Annotated in this window: 17 protein-coding genes; 3 read left to right on the top strand and 14 right to left on the bottom strand. The window is 64.3% G+C overall.

What is annotated here, in order from left to right; all coding sequences use genetic code 11:
* Positions 1-2: 2 nt before the first annotated feature.
* Both JO965_RS02165 and JO965_RS02160 read right to left on the bottom strand, forming a co-directional pair.
* Positions 3-794: an ABC transporter ATP-binding protein gene (locus JO965_RS02165; protein WP_203442084.1), complete on the bottom strand. Its 792-nt coding sequence runs from the start codon at positions 792-794 to the stop codon at positions 3-5.
* Positions 795-854: 60 nt separating this feature from the next.
* Positions 855-1,892: an ABC transporter substrate-binding protein gene (locus JO965_RS02160; RefSeq protein ID WP_203442083.1), complete on the bottom strand. Its 1,038-nt coding sequence runs from the start codon at positions 1,890-1,892 to the stop codon at positions 855-857.
* Positions 1,893-2,192: 300 nt separating this feature from the next.
* On the opposite strand from JO965_RS02160, the gene JO965_RS02155 reads away from it, so the two are divergent.
* A complete protein-coding gene (locus JO965_RS02155; RefSeq protein ID WP_203442082.1) occupies positions 2,193-3,200 on the top strand; it encodes a TerC family protein in 1,008 nt (335 codons plus the stop codon).
* A 111-nt stretch (positions 3,201-3,311) separates the two neighbouring features.
* Here JO965_RS02155 and JO965_RS02150 read toward each other — a convergent pair whose 3' ends face one another.
* Positions 3,312-3,773 carry an Lrp/AsnC ligand binding domain-containing protein gene (locus JO965_RS02150; RefSeq protein ID WP_201839525.1) on the bottom strand — a complete coding sequence of 154 codons (462 nt, stop codon included), beginning with the start codon at positions 3,771-3,773 and terminating at the stop codon, positions 3,312-3,314.
* A gap of 114 nt (positions 3,774-3,887) precedes the next feature.
* Between JO965_RS02150 and putA the strand changes: the two genes are divergently transcribed.
* Positions 3,888-6,986, top strand: coding sequence for a bifunctional proline dehydrogenase/L-glutamate gamma-semialdehyde dehydrogenase PutA (putA, locus tag JO965_RS02145; RefSeq protein WP_203442081.1), 3,099 nt, complete (start codon positions 3,888-3,890; stop codon positions 6,984-6,986).
* Positions 6,987-7,113: 127 nt separating this feature from the next.
* On the opposite strand, the gene JO965_RS02140 is transcribed toward putA, so the two are convergent.
* The 8 genes from JO965_RS02140 to JO965_RS02105 form a co-directional block, all read right to left on the bottom strand.
* Entirely contained in the window at positions 7,114-7,626 is a 513-nt protein-coding gene (locus tag JO965_RS02140) for a 2'-5' RNA ligase family protein (RefSeq protein ID WP_203442080.1), read from the bottom strand.
* A 38-nt stretch (positions 7,627-7,664) separates the two neighbouring features.
* Positions 7,665-8,066 carry a F0F1 ATP synthase subunit epsilon gene (locus JO965_RS02135; protein ID WP_203442078.1) on the bottom strand — a complete coding sequence of 134 codons (402 nt, stop codon included), beginning with the start codon at positions 8,064-8,066 and terminating at the stop codon, positions 7,665-7,667.
* Positions 8,067-8,176: 110 nt separating this feature from the next.
* Entirely contained in the window at positions 8,177-9,616 is a 1,440-nt protein-coding gene (atpD, locus tag JO965_RS02130; protein ID WP_203442076.1) for a F0F1 ATP synthase subunit beta, read from the bottom strand.
* A 21-nt stretch (positions 9,617-9,637) separates the two neighbouring features.
* Positions 9,638-10,510 (bottom strand): F0F1 ATP synthase subunit gamma, encoded by an 873-nt coding sequence (locus tag JO965_RS02125; protein WP_203442075.1) that lies wholly within the window; start codon positions 10,508-10,510, stop codon positions 9,638-9,640.
* 70 nt (positions 10,511-10,580) lie between these two features.
* A complete protein-coding gene (gene atpA / locus JO965_RS02120) occupies positions 10,581-12,110 on the bottom strand; it encodes a F0F1 ATP synthase subunit alpha (RefSeq protein ID WP_203442074.1) in 1,530 nt (509 codons plus the stop codon).
* Complete coding sequence (locus JO965_RS02115; protein WP_203442073.1) at positions 12,110-12,682, bottom strand: F0F1 ATP synthase subunit delta; 573 nt, start codon at positions 12,680-12,682, stop codon at positions 12,110-12,112. The genes atpA and JO965_RS02115 overlap by 1 nt, the downstream gene beginning before the upstream one ends.
* A gap of 242 nt (positions 12,683-12,924) precedes the next feature.
* Entirely contained in the window at positions 12,925-13,485 is a 561-nt protein-coding gene (locus tag JO965_RS02110) for a histidine phosphatase family protein (protein ID WP_203442072.1), read from the bottom strand.
* A gap of 32 nt (positions 13,486-13,517) precedes the next feature.
* Positions 13,518-15,680 (bottom strand): primosomal protein N', encoded by a 2,163-nt coding sequence (locus JO965_RS02105; RefSeq protein ID WP_203442071.1) that lies wholly within the window; start codon positions 15,678-15,680, stop codon positions 13,518-13,520.
* Positions 15,681-15,736: 56 nt separating this feature from the next.
* Here JO965_RS02105 and JO965_RS02100 point away from each other — a divergent pair, with 56 nt between their 5' ends.
* Positions 15,737-16,723 carry a tyrosine recombinase XerC gene (locus tag JO965_RS02100; protein ID WP_246776714.1) on the top strand — a complete coding sequence of 329 codons (987 nt, stop codon included), beginning with the start codon at positions 15,737-15,739 and terminating at the stop codon, positions 16,721-16,723.
* 800 nt (positions 16,724-17,523) lie between these two features.
* Here JO965_RS02100 and JO965_RS02095 read toward each other — a convergent pair.
* The 3 genes from JO965_RS02095 to odhB all read right to left on the bottom strand — a co-directional run bounded on the left by JO965_RS02095 (position 17,524) and on the right by odhB (position 20,905).
* Entirely contained in the window at positions 17,524-18,147 is a 624-nt protein-coding gene (locus tag JO965_RS02095; protein ID WP_203442069.1) for a thymidine kinase, read from the bottom strand.
* Between the two features lie 9 nt (positions 18,148-18,156).
* Entirely contained in the window at positions 18,157-19,557 is a 1,401-nt protein-coding gene (gene lpdA / locus JO965_RS02090) for a dihydrolipoyl dehydrogenase (RefSeq protein ID WP_203442068.1), read from the bottom strand.
* Between the two features lie 121 nt (positions 19,558-19,678).
* Complete coding sequence (gene odhB, locus JO965_RS02085) at positions 19,679-20,905, bottom strand: 2-oxoglutarate dehydrogenase complex dihydrolipoyllysine-residue succinyltransferase (RefSeq protein WP_203442067.1); 1,227 nt, start codon at positions 20,903-20,905, stop codon at positions 19,679-19,681.
* Positions 20,906-20,951 lie beyond the last annotated feature (46 nt).

Below are 20,951 nucleotides of genomic sequence, written 5' to 3'. Positions count from 1 at the left end.
TCTCATGCCGCTTGGCGCGCCTGCGCGATGTGACCGCGCAATTCGTGGACGAGAGCGGAGAATTCCGGCGTGTAGGTGATCTCGAGATCGCGCGGCCGCGGGAATTCGACCTCCCGCTCGGCAACGATGCGGCCCGGACGCGCGCTCATGCAGAAGATTCGATCCGACAGGAACGCGGCCTCGCGCAGATCGTGGGTGACCAGAATGATCGTGACCTTCTGCGCCGCATGCAGATCGCGCATCACGCACCACAACTCCTCGCGGGTGAAGCTGTCGAGCGCGCCGAAGGGCTCGTCGAGCATCAGGAGTTTCGGCTCATGGATCAATGCACGGCAGAGCGAGGCGCGTTGCTGCATGCCGCCCGAGAGTTGCCAGGGAAATTTGTGCCCCTGCCCCTTCAGGCCGACCTGCTCCAGCAGGCTCTCGGCCTTGACCACATATTCCGCCTTGTGACGACGCAGGCGTGAGCGGTGCGGCTCCACGATTTCGAGCGGCAGGAGGATGTTGTCGAGTGTCGTGCGCCAGGGGAGCATGGTTGGGTTCTGGAAGGCCATGCCGGCGAGCTTGACCGGCGCGCCCACCTGCTTGCCGTCGACGATCACCGTGCCTTCGCGGGGAAACTGCAAACCGGTGGCAAGCTTCATCAAAGTGGATTTGCCGCAGCCCGAGGGGCCGACGATGGCAGCGAACTCGCCCTCGCTCACCTTGAGGTTCAGGTTTCTGACGGCAGGCAAGCCATCCTCGGCCCGCGCATAGACATGGGTGACGTCGTGAATGTCGACAAAGGGTTTCATGAAACAATGCCGTCGGGTCAAAAGAAAAGCCCGGCTGCTGTCACAGCCGGGCTCGAACGTTCAGTTCACCTTGCGCTGGTCGGCGGCGGGGAGGAACTGCTCCGTGAACACGGCGTCTACCTCCGGCTTTGTCTTGTAGGTGAAGGTGAGGCCGATCTGGTCGAGGGCTTTGGCGAAGCGAACCTTGTCGATGCCGCCAAAACCGTTCTCCTTCACCCACGAGGTGATCATGTTCTGCTCCAGCACCATCTTGAGGCGCTCGAGTTCCACGTCCTTCTTGGCGACGTCGTTGCGCTTGATCACCGAATCCACTGCGCTCGACGGATCCTTCACCGTATCCTGCACGCCCTTCATGATGGCGCGCAGAAGCCCCTTCACGGCCTCCGGCTTCTCCTGGGCGAACTTCTGCGAGACGATGATGGTGTTGCCATAGAGATCGACGCCGTAATCGCTCATGAGCATCACGACGATATCGTCCGCTGGCACGCCGCGGGACTTCAGGTTGATGTAGGAAGACATGGAGAAGCCGAACACTGCATCGACTTCTCCCTGAGCCAGCATGGGCTCGCGGACGGGGAAGCCCACATTCTCGAACTTCATGGTGGAATCGTCGATCTTGTTGACGGCCTTGAAGATCGGCCATTGCGCATAGGCGCCGTCGGCAGCCGGAGCGCCGAACTTCCTGCCCTGGAGACTCGACACCTCCTTGGTGATGCCGCGGCTCTTGCGCCCAATGATGGCGAAGGGCGGACGGTCATAGATGACCATCACGGCCTTGATGTCGGTACCGGGATTCTCGTCACGGAAGCGCACGAGGGAGTTCACGTCGCCGAAGCCCACGTCATAGGTGCCCGAGGCGACGCGGGAAATCGGCTCGCGGGAGCCTGCGGCCGGATCGATCGTGACGTCCAATCCCTCTGCCTTGAAGTAGCCCTTGTCGATGGCAACGGCGAAGGGGGCCGCCGGGCCTTCCCAGCGCCAGTCCAGGGAGAACCGCACGGGTGTTTGAGCCTGAGCCGCAGCGGACCCGAGAAGCACGGCCGCTCCGGCCAGCATCCCCTTGACCCACTTCGCCTTCGTCGAACGATCCGCAAACATCACCGTCACCTCTGTTTTTATGGTCTGTGGCCTCGTGGCGCTCTTTTTCACCATCTGTCCTGTTCTTGACCATGCAATCAGATCGGCTCTCCGGGTCAAGTCTCTTGCCCGGGCAACCCCGCCTCCAGAACCGGCACATGACGTAAAATTGAGCAGAAATTCTTAAGTTCCGGACCCTTGACGGGTACAAGAGAGCTTCCCAAGTTGGACCCATCGGCGCCCGGGCCCCTCTGGCAGGATGCAGCATGCGACTGTGATGTCGGAGCCGATGCTTGAACAGAAGCAATCAAAGGTCCGGTTATGCCAGAATTCCTGCTCATGGAATGGCTGGGTAAGCCCGTCTGGATGTGGACGGCTTTCCTGAGCCTTGTCGTTTTTCTCCTCGCTTTCGATCTCGGTGTCCTGAACAGAAAGGACAAAGAACTCGGCGTGAAGGAGAGTCTCCTTCTATCTGCTTTCTACATCGGCATCGCAGCCGCCTTCGGTGCCTATATCTGGTGGTCCTTCGAGACCGGCCTGCTGGTGACCGAAGACGGCACGCACGCGGGCATCTCGTATTTCACAGGCTTCTTCATCGAGAAGTCCCTGTCGATCGACAATGTCTTCGTGATCTCGCTGATCTTCAGCTACTTCGCGATCCCCCGGAAATACCAGTACCGCGCCCTCGTGTGGGGTATCATCGGCGTCATCGTTCTGCGCGGCATCATGATCGCATTGGGCGCTGCGCTGGTACAGGAATACGCGTGGATGCTCTATGTCTTCGGCGCCTTCCTCATCGCGACGGGCATCAAGATGCTGGTCGTACCCGAGAGCGATCCCGACATCGAGAAGAACCCGCTCGTCCGCTTCCTGCGCAACCACATGCGGGTCACGAACCGCCTGCACGATCAGCACTTCTTCGTGCGGGAGCCCGATCCGAAAACGGGCAGGATCGTCACCTGGGCGACGCCGCTCTTCCTGGCCCTTGTGGTGATCAATGTCGCGGACCTGATCTTCGCGGTGGATTCGGTGCCGGCGATCTTCGCCATCACCACGGACACCTTCGTGGTCTACACCGCCAACATCATGGCGATCCTGGGCCTGCGGGCGCTCTACTTCGCGCTGGCCGCCATGGTGCATCGGTTCCATTACCTGAAATACGCCCTGGCTCTGGTGCTCGTCTTCATCGGCGGCAAGATCTTCTGGAACCAGCTCGTGGGCAAGCTCGATCCCACCATCTCGCTCGGGGTGACTCTCGCCCTGATCGCAGGCGGTGTCGTCTACTCGCTCTGGAAGACGAAGAACGAGGAAGAGACCGTTACCGGTTAAATCACCTCATACGTCATCACCGGCCTTGTGCCGGTGATCTCGTTTGGAAAGGTGCCGCGCCCCTCTTATCGAGATGGCCGGGACAAGCCCGGCCATGACGTCATGCGGCAGTCACACCGGCAGCATGCCGTCGCTCTTCACTTCTTCCATCACCGCATAGGTGCGCGTTTCCTTCACGCCCGGAAGCGCGAGAAGAATCTCCCCAAGAAAATGCCGATAGGCGGCCATGTCGGCCACGCGGGTCTTGACCAGATAATCGAACCCGCCCGCCACCATGTGGCATTCGAGAACCTCCGGAGCGCGCTTTACGGCAGCGGCAAATTTCTCGAAGACGTCCGCCGTCGTCTTGTCGAGGGAGACCTCCACGAAGACCAGAAGCCCAAGCCCGAGCCGGTGCGGATCGAGCCTCGCGCCGTAGCCGGCAATCACCCCCTCCCGCTGCAGGCGCTTGACGCGCTCACCGGTGGAGGTCGGCGACAATCCTACCTTTTCTGCAAGCTCGACCGTGGCGATGCGGCCATCGGCCTGGAGAGCCTTGAGAATCTTGCGATCGATCCGGTCCAAATCCGTCATTATCACGGCCCTTTGACACTTTATCCGCCGTTTCTAAGGCAGCATCGCCGATTTTGCCATCGAAACACGCCCGCCGGCCTCATATATTTCCGGAAACATCCAGAGGATTTTCCGATGAGCTCTGCTGCCAGCACCGCCCTGCCCTTCAACCCGCCCTATGCCGAAGACGACAAGGCCCTTGCGGCTCGGCTCCTTGCCGGCGCGCGGCTCTCGCCTGAGCGGGAGAAACGCGTCGACGAGCAGGCCACCCGCCTGATCGAGGCGATCCGCGCCAAGGGCGGCGGCCTCGGCGGCGTCGAGGAGATGCTGCGGGAATATGCGCTCTCCACCAAAGAGGGCCTCGCGCTCATGGTGCTCGCCGAGGCCCTGCTGCGGGTGCCCGACGCTGCCACCGCCGACCGGCTGATCGAGGACAAGCTGGGTCAGGCCGATTTCGCCGGTCACGAGGCGAAGTCCGATGCCTTCCTGGTCTCGGCCTCGGCCTGGGCGCTCGGCATCACGGCCCGTATCATCCAGCCCGGCGAGACGCCGGAAAGCATCCTGGGCCAGCTCACCAAGCGCCTCGGCCTGCCCGCCGTGCGCACCGCCACCCGTCAGGCCATGCGGGTGATGGGCAACCATTTCGTGCTCGGCCAGACCATCGAGGAGGCGCTCAAGCGCGCCGGCTCATCGAAAGGCCGCGTCTACCGCTATTCCTTCGACATGTTGGGAGAAGGCGCCCGCACCGCCGAGGACGCCCGCCGCTATTTCGAATCTTATGCCTCCGCCATCGATGCCATCGGCCGTTCCGCCGGCAACGAGCCGCTGCCGAATCGTCCCGGCATCTCAGTGAAGCTCTCGGCTCTCCATCCGCGCTATGAGGCCACGAGCCGCGAGCGGGTCATGCGCGAGCTGGTGCCGCTCACGATCGAGCTGGCGCAAAAGGCGAAGTCCTACGATCTCAACTTCACCATCGACGCGGAAGAAGCAGACCGGCTCGAACTCTCGCTCGAGGTGATCGAGGCCGTGCTCGCCGATCCGTCGCTCGCCGACTGGAAGGGCTTCGGGCTCGCCATCCAGGCTTACCAGAAGCGTGCCGGTTCGGTGATCGATGCGATCGCCGCCATGGCCGAGCGCTATGACCGCCAGCTCATGGTGCGCCTGGTGAAGGGCGCCTACTGGGACACGGAGGTGAAGCGCGCCCAGGAGCGCGGGCTCGACGATTACCCGGTCTTCACCCGCAAGGCGATGACGGACCTGCATTACATGGCCTGCGCCGAGAAGATGCTGTCCTTACGCCCGCGCATCTACCCGCAATTCGCCACGCACAATGCGCTCACCGTCGCGTCCATCATCGAGCGCGCCGGCGGAACGGAGGGCTACGAGTTCCAGCGCCTGCACGGCATGGGCGAGGCGCTTTATGCGCGGCTCCTGGAGGATAACCCGGGCCTCGCCTGCCGCGCCTATGCGCCGGTGGGCGGTCATCGCGATCTCCTGGCCTATCTCGTGCGACGCCTGCTGGAAAACGGCGCCAATTCCTCCTTCGTGTCAGTCGCGGCCGACACCGACGTTCCAATCCAGTCGCTGTTGAAGCGTCCAGCCGACATCATCGTATCCGCCGACCGGGCGCGTCATTCCAAGCTGCCGCTGCCGCGTGACCTCTACGGCCCGGAGCGCGCCAATTCGAAGGGCGTGGAGTTCGGCCATCAGGCCTCGCTCGATGCGCTGTTGGCGGAGATCAAGAAGGGTGGGCAGCAGAGCTTCAAGGCGGAGCCGCTGATCGATGGCAAGGCGGCCTCCGGCACCTCCCGCCCGCTCGTCAGTCCCATCGACGGCAGCATCGTCGTGGGTCATGTGACGGAAGCCTCTCCCGATGTGGCCGACCGCACGATGATTGCGGCGCAGGCCGGCTTCGCAAAATGGAGCCGAGAGGATGCAAAGACCCGCGCTAGGGCTCTGCAGCGCGCAGCCGATCTCCTGGAAGAGCGGCGCGGCGCGCTGCTTCACCTTTTGCAGGTCGAAGCTGGAAAGACCCTCGACGACGCACTCTCCGAGGTGCGCGAGGCGGTCGATTTCCTGCGCTACTACGCCGTCCAGGGTCGTACTCTCTTCGGTGCGGGTGAGGCCATGCCGGGACCGACGGGCGAGAGCAACGTGCTGCGTCTGCGCGGCCGCGGCGTGTTCGTTGCGATCTCGCCCTGGAACTTCCCGCTCGCGATCTTTCTCGGCCAGGTCAGCGCCGCGCTGATGGCGGGCAACGCCGTTGTCGCCAAGCCCGCCGAGCAGACGCCGCTGATCGCCGATTTTGCCGTGCGCATCCTGCATGAAGCCGGTGTGCCGAAGACGGCACTCCATCTCGTGCCGGGCGACGGACGCGTCGGCGCGCGTCTCGTCGAGCACAAGGACGTCGCGGGCGTGGTCTTCACCGGCTCGACGGAAGTGGCCCGTATCATCAACCGCGCGCTCGCGAACAAGGATGCCGCCATCGTGCCGCTGATCGCAGAGACCGGTGGCATCAACGCCATGATCGTCGACGCCACCGCTCTTCCTGAGCAAGTGGCCGACGACGTGGTGATGTCCGCCTTCCGCTCCGCCGGCCAGCGCTGCTCCGCGCTTCGCCTGCTCTGTGTCCAGGACGATGTGGCCGACCGCATGATCGAGATGATCGCGGGCAATGCGCAGGAACTGAGGATCGCCGATCCGCGCGAGATCTCGACCCATGTGGGGCCGGTGATCGACCGCGAGGCGAAGGACAAGCTCGACGCGCATATCGAGACGATGAAGCGCTCGGCGAAGGTGCATTACGCAGGCGAAGCGCCGGCCACCGGCACCTATGTGGCGCCGCATATCTTCGAGCTCAGCAAGCCGCACGATCTCGCGCAGGAGGTGTTCGGCCCGATTCTGCATGTGGTGCGCTACAAGGCGGGTCGTCTTGGAGAGGTGATCCAAGCCATCGAAGGTACTGGCTACGGCCTCACGCTCGGTGTTCACTCGCGCATCGACGCCACTGTCGAACGCGTCGTGCAGGCTCTGTCAGTGGGCAACGTCTATGTGAACCGCAACATGATCGGCGCGGTTGTCGGGGTGCAGCCCTTCGGCGGTCACGGTCTGTCGGGCACTGGCCCGAAAGCCGGCGGCCCGCACTACCTTCTGCGCTTCGCCACCGAGCAGACGGTGACGATCAACACGGCAGCCGCCGGCGGCAATGCGAACCTGATTGCGATGGGGGAGTAGATCCGCTCACCGCATCCTTGGCTTTCTCTCGTCATCCCCGGACTTGTTCCGGGGATCCACGTCTTTGGACGCACCTAGAAAAGACGTGGATGGCCGTGACAAGCACGGCCATGACGTTGCGGTGACTTCACGAACCAAAGTGAAAACGCCTCACTTTCTCCCACGGTCCACCGCGATACCACCACAACTCGAGCCCAACGGCCTTAACCTGAAACGACTTGAATCTGTCGCTCAGTTCTTCCAGGAGAGCCCTGGCCTGAGTCGGATCGACCTTGTTCTGCACCGTCACATGCGGATCATGGTTCTGCCGGTCCTGCGGCTTGAGCCAGTCAATCCATTGCAGGGCAAGATGTCGGCGCAGCTGTGCCAATTCCGCCGATTCAAGCATATATGCAACGCCGCGCCCGAGAGAGCGCAGACCTGTCACATCAAGAATGAAGGGTTTCTGGCCTGGAACCCACGTCTCGATGTCATGCTGAATGATTGGAAGATGCTCACCCGGCAGAGCATGGAACAGCGTGAGATGCGCGGGGATGAAATTGGACTTGGAAGGAAAGTAGCGCCGTCTTCTCTCTTCGAAGAAGGCGAAGGCTCGCTCGTCGAATGTCAGTGTGAGGATGAGCGGCGCGGTCTGGTCCATGAAATGAAAAACCCGGCTCGGGGCCGGGTTGTTTCAGCTTAGAAGTTCAGCGCCGCCTTGGCTTCGCGCAGCTGTGCGATGGCCGATTCAGCTGCATGCTTGGCTGCCGGTTCGTTGGTGGCGTCGTAGTGCATTTCCGCTGTCAGGATCTCCTGGTCGAGGATATCCTGAGTCAGCTCCTCCTCCGGAAGAGCGCGCTCGGCGAGGACCGTAAGGCCGTTCTGGTTCACGTCGGCGAAGCCACCGCGCACGAGGACGCGGCGCCCATTGCCGGGCGTGCTGGTGACGACGAGGAACCCGGTCTTGAGGGTGGTCATCACCGGCGAATGGCCGGCCAGAACCGTCATGTCGCCCTCGGTCGCCGGCAGCACGACGGCGTCGACCTCGCCGGAGAACAGCACCCGCTCGGGAGAGACGAGTTCGAAGTTGAAGGTAGCCATCTGAGCTCCTCATCATCCCGACCGATGATCGGGAATCGTTTGGGAGATACGCTTGGACAAGAGCATCCCGGAGCGTGCAGGCACGGCTCCGGGATGCTGCTTAATTTAACTTAAGCCGCTTCGGCTGCGAGGCGCTGGGCCTTCTCGACGGCTTCCTCGATGCTGCCGACCATGTAGAAGGCAGCTTCGGGAAGGTGATCGTACTTGCCTTCCACGAGACCCTTGAAGCCCTTGATGGTGTCTTCGAGAGCGACGAGCTTGCCCGGCGAACCGGTGAAGACTTCGGCCACGAAGAAGGGCTGCGACAGGAAGCGCTCGATCTTGCGGGCGCGGGCCACGGTGAGCTTGTCCTCTTCGGAGAGCTCGTCCATGCCCAGGATCGCGATGATGTCCTGAAGCGACTTGTAGCGCTGCAGAATCTGCTGCACCGAACGCGCGACATTGTAGTGCTCCTCGCCGAGGATCGCGGCGGAGAGCATGCGCGAGGTCGAGTCGAGCGGATCCACCGCCGGATAGATGCCCTTCTCGGCGATCGAACGCGACAGCACGGTCGTGGCGTCGAGGTGGGCGAAGGAGGTGGCCGGAGCCGGATCGGTCAGGTCGTCGGCGGGCACGTAGATCGCCTGCACCGAGGTGATCGAGCCCTTGTTGGTGGTGGTGATGCGCTCCTGCAGCATGCCCATGTCGGTCGCAAGCGTCGGCTGATAGCCCACCGCGGAAGGGATACGGCCGAGAAGCGCCGACACTTCGGAGCCGGCCTGCGTGAAGCGGAAGATGTTGTCCACGAAGAACAGCACGTCCTGGCCCTGGTCGCGGAAGTTCTCGGCAACGGTGAGACCGGTCAGCGCGACGCGGGCGCGGGCACCCGGAGGCTCGTTCATCTGGCCGTAGACGAGGGCGCACTTGGAGCCTTCGCCGCCGCCATGCTTGTTCACGCCCGACTCGATCATCTCGTGATAGAGGTCGTTGCCCTCGCGGGTGCGCTCGCCGACGCCGGCGAACACAGAATAGCCGCCATGCGCCTTCGCGACGTTGTTGATGAGCTCCATGATGAGCACGGTCTTGCCGACGCCGGCGCCGCCGAAGAGACCGATCTTGCCGCCCTTGGCGTAGGGAGCGAGCAGGTCGACGACCTTGATGCCCGTGACGAGGATCTGGGCTTCGGTGGCCTGCTCGGCGTAAGACGGAGCGGGCTGGTGGATAGCGCGGACGCCTTGCGCCGGGATCGGGCCGGCTTCATCGACCGGCTCGCCGATGACGTTCATGATGCGGCCGAGCGTTCCGTCGCCGACCGGCACCGAGATCGGTGCGCCGGTATCGGTGACGGGCTGGCCGCGGACGAGGCCTTCGGAGGTGTCCATGGCAATGCAGCGCACGGTGCTTTCGCCGAGCTGCTGGGCTACTTCGAGCACGAGGCGGTTGCCGCCGTTCGTGGTCTCGAGAGCATTGAGGATCTCGGGCAGGTGTCCGTCGAACTGCACGTCGACGACGGCGCCGATGACCTGGGTGATGTGACCGACCTTGCCGGCGGGAGTAGCGGTGTTAGCCATGTGAGGCTCCTCTCGGATTCGTCAGAGCGCCTCGGCGCCCGAAATGATTTCGATCAGTTCCTTGGTGATCATCGCCTGACGCGACCGGTTATAGGTCATCGTCTGCTTCTTGATCATCTCGCCCGCGTTGCGGGTCGCATTGTCCATGGCGCTCATGCGGGCGCCCTGTTCGGAGGCTGCATTCTCGAGCAGCGCCCGGAAGATCTGCACGGTGAGGTTCCGCGGCAGGAGCGTCGCGAGGATCTCGCCTTCCTCGGGCTCGTACTCATAGACCGCGTCGGGGGCGCCGGCGCTGGCCTCGATCTGGGCTGGGATGATCTGCTGCGCGGTCGGGATCTGGGCAATCACCGAGCGGAAGCGCGAGTAGAACAACGTCGCCACGTCGAACTCGCCCGCCTCGAATCGCGCGAGGATCTTCTGAGCGATCATGTCGCCCTGCTCGAATCCGAGCTGACGCACAGAGCGCAGGTCGATGAGCTCGATGATCTGCTCGGCGAACTGGCGGCGCAGGATGTCGTAGCCCTTCTTGCCGACGCAGATGATCTTGATGGTCTTGCCCTCGGCCAGGAGCCGGGTGGCATGATCGCGGGCAAGACGCGCGATCGACGAGTTGAACGCCCCGCACAGGCCGCGCTCCGCGGTGCAGACGACCAGCAGGTGAACGCGGTCGGAACCGGTGCCGGCCAGAAGACGCGGCGTGTCGGGCCCGATGGTGATGCCGGACGCGAGGTTGCCGAGCACCACGGCCATGCGCTCCGCGTAAGGGCGCGCGGCTTCCGCCGCGGACTGCGCGCGGCGCAGCTTCGCGGCGGCCACCATCTGCATGGCCTTGGTGATCTTCTGCGTCGCCTTAACCGAGGCGATGCGGTTACGAAGGTCTTTTAAGCTCGGCATCGAGCGTCCCTACCCTCTCCGGAAAACCGGCTGGATCTTACGAAAACGCAAGTCTTTACGAGAAAGACCTTTACGAGAAAGACTTGGCGTAGTTCTGGACGACGTCCTTGAGCTTCGCTTCCGAGTCGCTCGACAGGTCCTTCGAAGCGCGGATGGCATCGAGGAGATCGGCGTGCTTGCCGCGCAGGACCGACAGCAGGCCGTCCTCGAAGGCGCGCACCCGATTGAGGGCCAGACTGTCGAGGTAGCCGTTCACGCCGGCATAGATCACGGCGACCTGCTCTTCCATCTTCAGCGGCGAGAATTGCGGCTGCTTCAGGAGCTCGGTCAGGCGCGAGCCGCGGTTCAGCAGGCGCTGCGTCGTGGCATCGAGGTCGGAGCCGAACTGAGCGAAGGCCGCCATCTCGCGGTACTGCGCCAGCTCGCCCTTGATCTTGCCTGCGACCTTCTTCATCGCCTTTGTCTGGGCCGAGGAGCCCACGCGCGACACCGAGAGGCCGACGTTCACCGCCGGGCGGATGCCCTGGTAGAAGAGGTCCGTCTCGAGGAAGATCTGGCCGTCGGTGATCGAGATCACGTTGGTCGGGATGTAGGCCGACACGTCGTTGGCCTGCGTCTCGATGACCGGCAGAGCGGTGAGCGAACCCGAACCGTTCTCCTCGTTGAGCTTCGCAGCGCGCTCGAGCAGGCGGGAGTGCAGGTAGAACACGTCGCCCGGATAAGCCTCGCGGCCCGGCGGGCGGCGGAGCAGGAGCGACATCTGACGGTAGGCGACGGCCTGCTTGGACAGATCGTCATAGGTGATCACGGCATGCATGCCGTTGTCGCGGAAGTACTCGCCCATGGCGCAGCCGGCGAAGGGCGCCAGGAACTGCATCGGGGCCGGATCGGACGCGGTGGCCGCGACGATGATGGAATATTCCAGCGCGCCGTTCTCTTCGAGAACCTTCACGAACTGAGCCACCGTGGAGCGCTTCTGGCCGATGGCGACATAGACGCAATAGAGCTTCTGGCTCTCGTCGTCGCCCTGGTTCAGCGGCTTCTGGTTGAGGATCGTGTCGAGGGCGATCGCGGTCTTGCCGGTCTGGCGGTCACCGATGATCAGCTCGCGCTGGCCGCGGCCGACCGGGATCAGGGCGTCGATCGACTTGAGGCCCGTCGCCATTGGCTCGTGCACCGACTTGCGCGGAATGATGCCGGGGGCCTTCACGTCGACGCGGCGGCGCTCGGTGGCCTGGATCGGACCCTTGCCGTCGATGGGGTTGCCGAGCGCGTCGACGACGCGGCCGAGCAGGCCCTTGCCGACCGGCACGTCCACGATGGCGCCGGTGCGCTTCACGGTCTGGCCTTCGGCGATCTCGCGGTCGGAGCCGAACACCACGACGCCGACATTGTCGGTCTCGAGGTTGAGGGCCATGCCACGCACGCCGCTCTCGAATTCGACCATCTCACCGGCCTGGACCTTGTCGAGGCCGTAGCAACGGGCGATACCGTCACCGACGGACAGAACCTGCCCGACTTCGGTGACTTCAGCTTCGGTACCGAAGTTCTTGATCTGCTCTTTGAGGATCGCGGAGATCTCAGCGGCTCGAATGTCCATCAGCGGACCTCTTTCATCGCTAGACGAATGGAATTGAGTTTGGTGCGCACCGAGGCATCCACCATGCGGGACCCCATCTTCACGATGAGACCGCCGATGAGGCTCGGGTCGATTTTGACGTCGACGGAGACGTCAGCCTTGGCGACGTCGCGCAGCGCCGCCTTGATTTCGTTGAGAACGGTGTCGGACGGCGCTTCCGCCAGAGTGACCTGCGCCTGGACGATGCCCTTGGCTTCGGAGACGAGGTTCCGGTAGGCGCGGATCATGTCGGGCAGCGCAAAGAGGCGGCGCTTGGACGCGACGAGACGGATGAAGTTGCCGGCAAGGCCGGAAATGCCCGCCTTGTCGAGGACGGCTCCAATCGCGCCCGCCTGCTCTTCAGCCGTGAAAACGGGGTTCTGGATCAGGCGCTGAAGGTCTTCGCTACCGCGGATCAGCTGATCGAAGCGGCCGAGGTCGCTTTCAACGGCATCCACCGAATTCGCTTCCCGGGCGAGTTCGAACAGCGCCGAAGCATAGCGCAGTGCTACGCCCGACAGGAGGGGTCCTTCTTGCGAACCGCTTTGCGCCACGTAACCGTCTCTCTCGTGTCTTAACGGGCCTCGGACCGGGAATGCCTCTCGAACGAGGCCCTCGGGAAACCCGTCAGGTGTGGAAATGAGCCCGGGGCGGGAGCCTTCTCCCCCGTCAGGCGAGGGTGCACTAGCATGGGTTTTTCTGAGGCGCAAGGCGAGCTGGGCCCTGTCTGGCCGGGAAAAAACCGAGCACCCGGTTAAGGTAAAGCTCCTGAGGAGCCCCTTCGTCGAAAAACGCCCTAAAGCTCCAGGGCGGCAACTTCGCAGTTGCTCAGGAACCGCCCGACAAGCTTGCTGAAGAAGGTGCCATGCCCGACGACGGCAATCATCGTCTCCGGCCGCGCGGCGAGCCAGCCCCGAAACCGCTCGACCCTTTCCTCGAACACGTGGGCAGGCTCGTAGATGAAGCCCCGTTCGTTCACCTCGCCGTCGTTATGCCACCAGACTTCCTCCAGATGTCCGAAGTGCAGATGCGGAAAGTCCTGTGACAGCTGGGAAACGGCACGCCCCACATCGCAGCTGCTCTCCAGATGTTCCCGGTGGAGGCATTCGACGAGGATCGGCGGTGAGGACGGATGCGTTCCGAACAGCCCCATGGTGGTCTGGATCGCCCGGGTCAGCGGGGATGTCACAATGAGCTCATAGGCGTGCTGGCGCAGCTCCGGCGCCCGCTCGGCCACCTGTCGCTGACCGAGGTCGGTCAGAGGCGCATCGAAATGCAGCGGGTCCTCGCCGTGCTCTGCGAAATGGGCGTTGAAGGTCGATTGGCCGTGGCGGATGCAATGGACGATCTTGGTCATGGTGCCTGTCTTGATGCGAGGATCTTGCTTAATCACAAGAAGCTCTGCGGGTCCACGTCGATGGAGACGCGCGTGTTGCCGCGGATTTTCGGGCAGCGGGCCATCCAGCTCCTCAAGTAGGCCTGAAGGTCCACCTCGCGCTCGGTTTTGGCCAGGAGCCGGAAGCGATAGCGGCCCCGGATCAGGGCGAGCGGCGCCTCGGCGGGGCCGAGCACCGTGACACCGGGCGGCGGTTCCGCCACGAGCGCCATGGCGCGGGCATGGGCTTCCGCCACCTCGCGCTCCTCGGCCGAAACGATGAGGGAGGCCAAGCGGCCAAAGGGCGGCAGGCCCGCCATCTCGCGGACACGGGTCTCCTCCTCGTAGAACCGCTCCGCATCGCCGGAGATGAGAGCCGCGATGACCGGATGGTCCGGCTGCCAGGTCTGGACCAGGGCCCGGCCCGGCTTCTCGCCGCGCCCGGCGCGGCCCGTCACCTGCTGGAGCATCTGGAAGGTGCGCTCGGCAGCCCGCGGATCGCCCGAGGTGAGGCCGATATCGGCATCGAGCACGCCAACCAGCGTCATGAGTGGGAAGTTGTGCCCCTTGGCCACGAGCTGGGTGCCGATGACGATGTCGAACTCGCCCGCCGCGATGGCCGCCAACTCCGCCCGCAGCCGCTCCGTGCCGCCGGGAAAATCGCTGGAGAGCACGATGCAGCGCTTGTCAGGAAACAGCTCCGCCGCCTCTTCCGCGATCCGCTCGACGCCGGGGCCGCAGGGCACCAGCGAATCGACGCTGCCGCATTCGACGCAGGCGTGAGGCGTGCGCTCCACGTGGCCGCAATGATGGCAGACGAGGGAGCGCCGGAACCGGTGCTCGACCAGCCAGGAGGAACAGTTCGGGCATTCGTAACGATGGGCGCAGGCCCGGCAGAGGGTTAAGGGCGCATAGCCGCGCCGGTTGAGGAAGAGCAGGGCCTGCTCGCCTCGTCCGACGGTCTGCTCTACGGCCGTCACCAGGGTCGGCGAGAGCCAGCGTCCTTTCGGGATCTGCTCCTTGCGCAGGTCCACGGCCCGGATCTGCGGCATCGAGCGCCCGCCGAATCGTTCGGGGAGCTTCACGTGGCGATAGCGCCCGCGCTCCACATTGACCCGGCTCTCGATCGACGGCGTCGCGGAGGCTAGCACCACCGGGGCATTCTCGATCTTGCCCCGCACCACCGCCATGTCGCGGGCATGGTAATGAACCCCGTCATCCTGCTTGTAGGCGGTCTCGTGTTCCTCATCGACGACGATGAGGCCGAGATCGGCGTAAGGCAGGAACAGGGCCGAGCGGGCGCCCGCCACCACCTTCACCTCGTTCGCCGCGATGGCTGTATAGAGCCGCTCGCGCTTGCGGCCCGTGACGCCGGAATGCCAGGTCGCCGGCTTGACGCCGAAGCGGGCGGCGAACCGGTCGAGGAACTGGGCCGTCAGCGCAATCTCCGGCATGAGGATCAGGGCCTGCCGGCCGGTCCGCACAGCCTCGGCCACCGCCTCGAAATAGACCTCGGTCTTGCCGGAACCCGTGACGCCTTCGAGCAGGATGACCGGGGGATGCTCCTCGCTCATGGCGGCGACGAGCTTTTCTGCCGCATCACCCTGGCCGTCGGAGAGCGCCGTGTGATTAAAGACCGGATCGGGCATCTCGGCGACGGGCTCGGCCAGAAGCGCCACCGTCTCGAGGGTGCCCTCGTCGATCAGGCCGTTGACCACGCCGGCGCTGACCCCCGCCGCATGCGCCAGCTCGCTCTTCAACCGCACGATTCCGTCCTGGGCGACCTCGATCACCTTCTGCCGCGCGGGCGTCATGCGCTTCGGCAAGGCACCTGCCAGCTTCACGCCGACCCGCGAGACCTCCTGCCGGTCCGGGTCCGGGATCTTCAAGCCCATGGCGAGGGCCGAACCCTTGGGCGCCAGGGTGTACCAGGCGATCCAATCCAGGAACTTGCGCATGTTGGGCGACAGGTTCGGCGCCTCGATGACGCCCGTCACCTTCTTCAGATTGCCGCCCTGCCCTTCGCGTAATGACCAGACGACGCCCGCCACTTCACGGTTGGCGAGCGGCACCTGCACCACGTCGCCCTCCTTGAGGGCGAGGCCATCCGGCACGGCATAGGAATAGGCCGTGTCCAGCGCCAGCGGGATGAGGACATCGGCGATGCGGCTTGTCATTTGATAAGGAGTTAACCTGTGACTGTTATGGTTCTGCCCTTGCATAAATGGGACTCATGTCAAGCAGCGCCACGCAAAATGCCCTCGATCTCGTCCTTCCCGGCGCAGATGACACCCGCCGTGAGGCGATGGCGTGGCTCGCCTCCCTCGCCAAGGAGCGGCGGCTCTCAGGCAAAACCGTCGAGGCCTATGCCCGGGACCTGCGCCAGTTCCTGACCTTTCTGACGAACCATCTCGGCGAGCCGCCCGGCGTGAAGGGAATCCTCGGCCTGAAGCCGATGGATATCCGCGCCTTCCTGGCGGCCCGGCGCATGGATTCGGTGGGAAGCCGTTCCCTCATGCGTCAGCTCGCGGCCCTGCGCTCCTTCGCCCGTCATCTGGAGCGGGAGGGATTCGGGACGGCCTCGGCCTTTGCGGCGATTCGCACCCCGAAGGTGGACAAGAACCTGCCGCGCCCCCTCTCTGCCTCCTCGGCCGTCGCCGTGACGGATGCGGAAACGCGGGCAGGAGAGAGCCGCAAGCCCTGGATCCTGGCACGGGACGCCGCCGTGCTGTCGCTCCTCTACGGCGCGGGCTTGCGTATTTCGGAGGCGCTCGGATTGCAGCGGCGCGATGCACCGGTGAACGGCATCGATACGATCACGGTCACCGGCAAGGGTGGCAAGATGCGCAGTGTGCCGGTGATTCCGCCGATCCAGCGCGCGGTGGAAGAATATCTGCAGCTCTGCCCCTATGCGATTCCACCGGAAGGCTCCCTCTTCGTCGGCGCCCGCGGCGGGCCACTCTCGCCCCGCATCATCCAGCTTGCCGTCGAGGAACTGCGCGGCGCCCTCGGTCTTCCGGAAAGCGCCACGCCTCACGCGCTGCGCCATTCCTTCGCGACGCATCTGCTGGCCAAGGGCGGCGACCTGCGCGGCATCCAGGAATTGCTGGGCCACGCCTCGCTCTCGACCACGCAGCTCTACACGAAGGTGGATGCGGCAAGGCTGATGGATGCGTTCAACGCGGCGCACCCGCGGGCACGGGTGAAATCGGAAGCCTGAAGGTGTCATTCTGGACGGCGTAGACGATCCGGGATCGCTTAGAGAATGCGGCGCCTGAACCTCAACACTGTCATCCTCGCAAAGGCGGGGATCCATAACCACTGACGATGCCGAACTGGTCAAAGGTCGTGGTTATGGATCCCGGGCTCTGCTGCGCAGCCCCGGGATGACGGATGTGTCTGTCAAAGAGCCAGCACCGTGGGGCCCGCAGCTTGCGCTGCGAGCCTGAGTGGTGATCGAGGGTGGCGCGACAGGCAGCCCGGCTCGATTGCGCTGATGGGAGATGGAAGAGCCGAACTGTCTCTTCGCGTCCGGTTTGTTTCGGCGGACAGGAGAGGCCGGCTCAGTCAACCGCCGCCGGCGGTGACCGTCTGCGCGACGGCGGCCTGCGACCGATCCCGACTACCCGCCCAGCATCCTGGGCCACTCGCCTGATCCGCTTGCGAGGCGGACCAGCGAGACCGGGTCGTCTTCCACACTGCGACGCCTCGCGAGCGCGCCCCTCGAAGAAGAGACCCTCACGATATAGCCGGGTTTAGGAGAATTGTCAAGAACAAAAACAGAACATACCTTCGGCCTCCACCTCATCTGCGTCATGGCCGGGACAAGCCCGGGGATGACGTGGAGGATGTCATTTCCGGAAGGACACGTCGGCGGAGAGGAAGGGAACGTATCCTCCGCACCTGATCGTGGATCCCCTTCCCGGCCTGCGGCCGCCGGGGATGACAGCGGCAGCGTCAAGTCCGGGGATGGCCACGATTGAGATATCGGGCAGGAGCGCCGGCGGATGGAGACAGAGCCTACTCAGCCGCCACGGGCTGAGCCAGCAATTGTCGCGCCGCCGGCCCGATATCGCCCGCCGTCCAATGGGGCCGGCAGACGGAGACGTAGCGGCCTTCGCCGCCGATCTCGACCACCTCGCCGGAGCGCACGGCCTCGCCGTTGCGGTCGTATTTCAGGATCATCGTCGCCTTGCGGCCGCAATGGCAGAGCTGCTTGATCTCCTGAAAATCCTGAGCCAGCGCCATCATGGCGATGATGGCATCGCTGAACAGCGTGCCGTAGACGTTGTTCTTCAGCCCGTAGGCCATGACCGGGACGTTCAGCTCGTCGACGATCCAGGCGAGCTGGCGGACTTGGTCCGCCGTCATGAACTGGACTTCGTCGATCAGAACCACCGTGACCGGCTTTTTCGCGTGCTCGGCGGAGACGAGGGCGCCGATGTCGTCGCTCTTCCTCAAGGGGATCGCATCGGCCTCGAGGCCGATGCGGGATTTCACCTTGCCGACGCCGAAGCGGTCGTCGATCAGGCTCGTGAACAGCAGCACGTTGCCGCCGTTCTCGATGTAATTGTAGCGAACCTGCAGGAGATGGGTCGTCTTGCCTGCATTCATCACCGAATAGATGAAGTGAAGCTTTGCCATGAATCCATATTACATATGGATGGCACGCTTCTCTACCGCGAGCGCTGCTTCCTTCACAGCTTCCGCGAGCGTCGGATGCGCGTGGCAGGTGCGGGCCATGTCCTCGGAGGATCCGCCGAACTCCATGGTGATCGCCGCCTCGTGGATGAGGTTTCCGGCTTCCGGGCCGATGATGTGGACGCCGAGCACCTTGTCGGTGGTGGCATCGGCCAGGATCTTCACGAAGCCGTCCGTGGTGCGGTTGACCTTGGCGCGGCCGTTGGCCGTGAAGGGGAACTTGCCGACGTTGTAGGCGATGCCCGCATCCTTCAATTCCTCCTCGGTCTTGCCGATGGAGGCGACCTCGGGGAACGTGTAGACCACGCTCGGGATCACGTCGTAGTTCACGTGGCCTGCCTTGCCGGCGATGATTTCCGCCACAGCAACACCTTCGTCCTCGGCCTTGTGGGCGAGCATGGGGCCGGCGATCACGTCGCCGATGGCGTAGATGCCGGTGACGTTGGTGGAGAAATGCGCATCGGTCTGGATACGGCCGCGATTGTCGAGCTGGACGCCCGCATGGTCGAGGCCGAGGCCCTGCGTGTAGGGCACGCGGCCGATGGCGACGAGCACCACATCGGCCTCGATGGTCTCAGGCGTGCCGCCGGCGGCGGGCTCGAAGGTGAGCGTCGCGCCGTTGGCCGTCTTCTCGACCTTGGTGACCTTGGAGCCGAGCTTGAACTGGAAGCCCTGCTTCGAGAGGATGCGCTGGAAGTTCTTGGCGACCTCGCCATCCATGCCGGGCAGGATGCGGTCGAGATATTCCACCACCGTCACTTCGGATCCGAGGCGGCGCCACACGGAGCCGAGCTCCAGGCCGATCACGCCGGCACCGATGACCACGAGGCGCTTCGGCACGCTCTCGAGTTCGAGCGCGCCGGTCGAGGAGACGACGACCGTCTCGTCGATCTCGACACCCGGCAGGCGCGTTACATCCGAACCCGTGGCGATGATGATGTTCTTCGTCTCGAGCATCTGGTTCGAGCCGTCCTCGGCGGTCACCTCGACCTGACCGACGGCGGCGATGCGCGCGGTGCCGATGAAAGCATCGATCTTGTTCTTCTTGAGCAGGAATTCGACGCCCTTGGTGTTGCCGTCGACGCCTTCCTGCTTGAAGGACTGCATCGTCTTGAGATCGAGCGTCGGCGCGGAAACGCCGATGCCGAGACCGGCGAAGTGATCGCGCGCATCCTCGAACATGTGCGAGGCGTGCAGCAGCGCCTTCGAGGGGATGCAGCCCACGTTGAGGCAGGTGCCGCCATGGGTCTTGCGCTTCTCGACGACGGCGGTCTTCAGGCCGAGCTGCGCGGCCCGGATGGCGGCCACGTAGCCACCCGGGCCGGTGCCGATGACGATGACATCGTAGGACATGGGAATCATCCCTTTTTACGTCATGGCCGGGCTTGTCCCGGCCATCCACGTCTTGAAATGGCCGCCCGGTTCAGAAGGCGTGGATGCCCGGCACAAGGCCGGGCATGATGAGGTGTTTTGATTACAGATCGAGAACGAGGCGGGCCGGATCTTCCAGCGCCTCCTTGACCCGCACCAGGAAGGTCACGGCTTCCTTGCCGTCGACGATGCGGTGATCGTAGGAGAGCGCGAGATACATCATCGGACGCACGACGATCTGGCCGTTGCGGACGACCGGTCGCTCCTCGATGCGGTGCATGCCGAGGATGCCGGATTGAGGCGCGTTGAGAATCGGCGTGGACAGGAGCGAGCCGTAGATGCCGCCATTGGTGATGGTGAAGGTGCCGCCCTGCATCTCGTCGATGGAGAGCTTGCCGTCGCGGGCGCGGCGGCCGAAATCGGCGATCTTCTTCTCGATGCCGGCGACCGAGAGATCGTCCGCATCGCGCACCACCGGAACCACGAGGCCCTTATCGGTGCCGACCGCGATGCCGATGTGGTAGTAATTCTTGAAGACGAGATCCTGACCGTCGATCTCGGCGTTGACGGCCGGAACGTCCTTGAGCGCCTGGATCACCGCCTTGGTGAAGAAGCCCATGAAACCGAGCTTGGTGCCGTGCTTCTTCTCGAACACGTCCTTGTACTGGCTGCGCAGGTTCATCACCGCGCTCATGTCCACGTCGTTGAACGTGGTGAGCATCGCGGCACTGTTCTGTGCATCCTTCAGACGACGCGCGATGGTCTGGCGCAGCTTCGTCATCTTCACGCGCTCTTCGCGCTCGGCATCGACCGGAGCGGAGGGAGCACGGACCTGGACAGGAGCGGCAGGCGCGGGAGCCGCAGCGCCACCCGTGGCGATGGCGGCGAGCATGTCGCCCTTGGTCACGCGTCCGTCCTTACCGGAGCCGGCGACACCGGCCGGGCTCACGCCGCTCTCGGCTGCCAGACGGGCGACCGCCGGACCATGATCCTTGGCGGCGCCGGGAGCGGCCGGTGCGGGGGCGGGAGCCGGGGCCGGAGCGGCCTTGGGAGCCTCGGCCTTCGGCGCGGGCGCGGCGGCAGCCGCAGCGCCGCCCTCGACGATGGAGCCGAGCACTGCCCCGGGGCTCACCGTCTCACCGTCCTTGGCGATGATGTCGCCGAGCGTGCCGCTCGCAGGAGCGTTGACCTCGAGCGTCACCTTGTCGGTCTCGAGCTCGAGCACGGGCTCGTCGGCCTTCACGGGATCGCCGGGCTTCTTGAACCAGCGGCCGATGGTGGCCTCTGACACGGATTCGCCAAGGGTGGGTACGCGGATTTCGGTTGCCATGGTCGTCTTCGGGTCTTGCGGGACTCTTTCGAGCCCCTTGGAATGG

The sequence above is a fragment of the Microvirga sp. VF16 genome (assembly GCF_016864375.1).
In the GTDB taxonomy this organism is placed as follows: domain Bacteria; phylum Pseudomonadota; class Alphaproteobacteria; order Rhizobiales; family Beijerinckiaceae; genus Microvirga.
The sequence above is the reverse complement of the archived record's forward strand: the minus strand, read 5'-3'. Positions and strand labels throughout refer to the sequence as shown.

Excerpts from the sequence above, each read along its gene's own strand:
- JO965_RS02165 (WP_203442084.1), bottom strand. The coding sequence starts at position 794 with ATGAAACCCTTTGTCGACATTCACGACGTCACCCATGTCTATGCGCGG.
- JO965_RS02160 (WP_203442083.1), bottom strand. The coding sequence starts at position 1,892 with ATGTTTGCGGATCGTTCGACGAAGGCGAAGTGGGTCAAGGGGATGCTG.
- JO965_RS02155 (WP_203442082.1), top strand. The coding sequence starts at position 2,193 with ATGCCAGAATTCCTGCTCATGGAATGGCTGGGTAAGCCCGTCTGGATG.
- JO965_RS02150 (WP_201839525.1), bottom strand. The coding sequence starts at position 3,773 with ATGACGGATTTGGACCGGATCGATCGCAAGATTCTCAAGGCTCTCCAG.
- putA (WP_203442081.1), top strand. The coding sequence starts at position 3,888 with ATGAGCTCTGCTGCCAGCACCGCCCTGCCCTTCAACCCGCCCTATGCC.
- JO965_RS02140 (WP_203442080.1), bottom strand. The coding sequence starts at position 7,626 with ATGGACCAGACCGCGCCGCTCATCCTCACACTGACATTCGACGAGCGA.
- JO965_RS02135 (WP_203442078.1), bottom strand. The coding sequence starts at position 8,066 with ATGGCTACCTTCAACTTCGAACTCGTCTCTCCCGAGCGGGTGCTGTTC.
- atpD (WP_203442076.1), bottom strand. The coding sequence starts at position 9,616 with ATGGCTAACACCGCTACTCCCGCCGGCAAGGTCGGTCACATCACCCAG.
- JO965_RS02125 (WP_203442075.1), bottom strand. The coding sequence starts at position 10,510 with ATGCCGAGCTTAAAAGACCTTCGTAACCGCATCGCCTCGGTTAAGGCG.
- atpA (WP_203442074.1), bottom strand. The coding sequence starts at position 12,110 with ATGGACATTCGAGCCGCTGAGATCTCCGCGATCCTCAAAGAGCAGATC.
- JO965_RS02110 (WP_203442072.1), bottom strand. The coding sequence starts at position 13,485 with ATGACCAAGATCGTCCATTGCATCCGCCACGGCCAATCGACCTTCAAC.
- JO965_RS02105 (WP_203442071.1), bottom strand. The coding sequence starts at position 15,680 with ATGACAAGCCGCATCGCCGATGTCCTCATCCCGCTGGCGCTGGACACG.
- JO965_RS02100 (WP_246776714.1), top strand. The coding sequence starts at position 15,737 with ATGTCAAGCAGCGCCACGCAAAATGCCCTCGATCTCGTCCTTCCCGGC.
- JO965_RS02095 (WP_203442069.1), bottom strand. The coding sequence starts at position 18,147 with ATGGCAAAGCTTCACTTCATCTATTCGGTGATGAATGCAGGCAAGACG.
- lpdA (WP_203442068.1), bottom strand. The coding sequence starts at position 19,557 with ATGTCCTACGATGTCATCGTCATCGGCACCGGCCCGGGTGGCTACGTG.
- odhB (WP_203442067.1), bottom strand. The coding sequence starts at position 20,905 with ATGGCAACCGAAATCCGCGTACCCACCCTTGGCGAATCCGTGTCAGAG.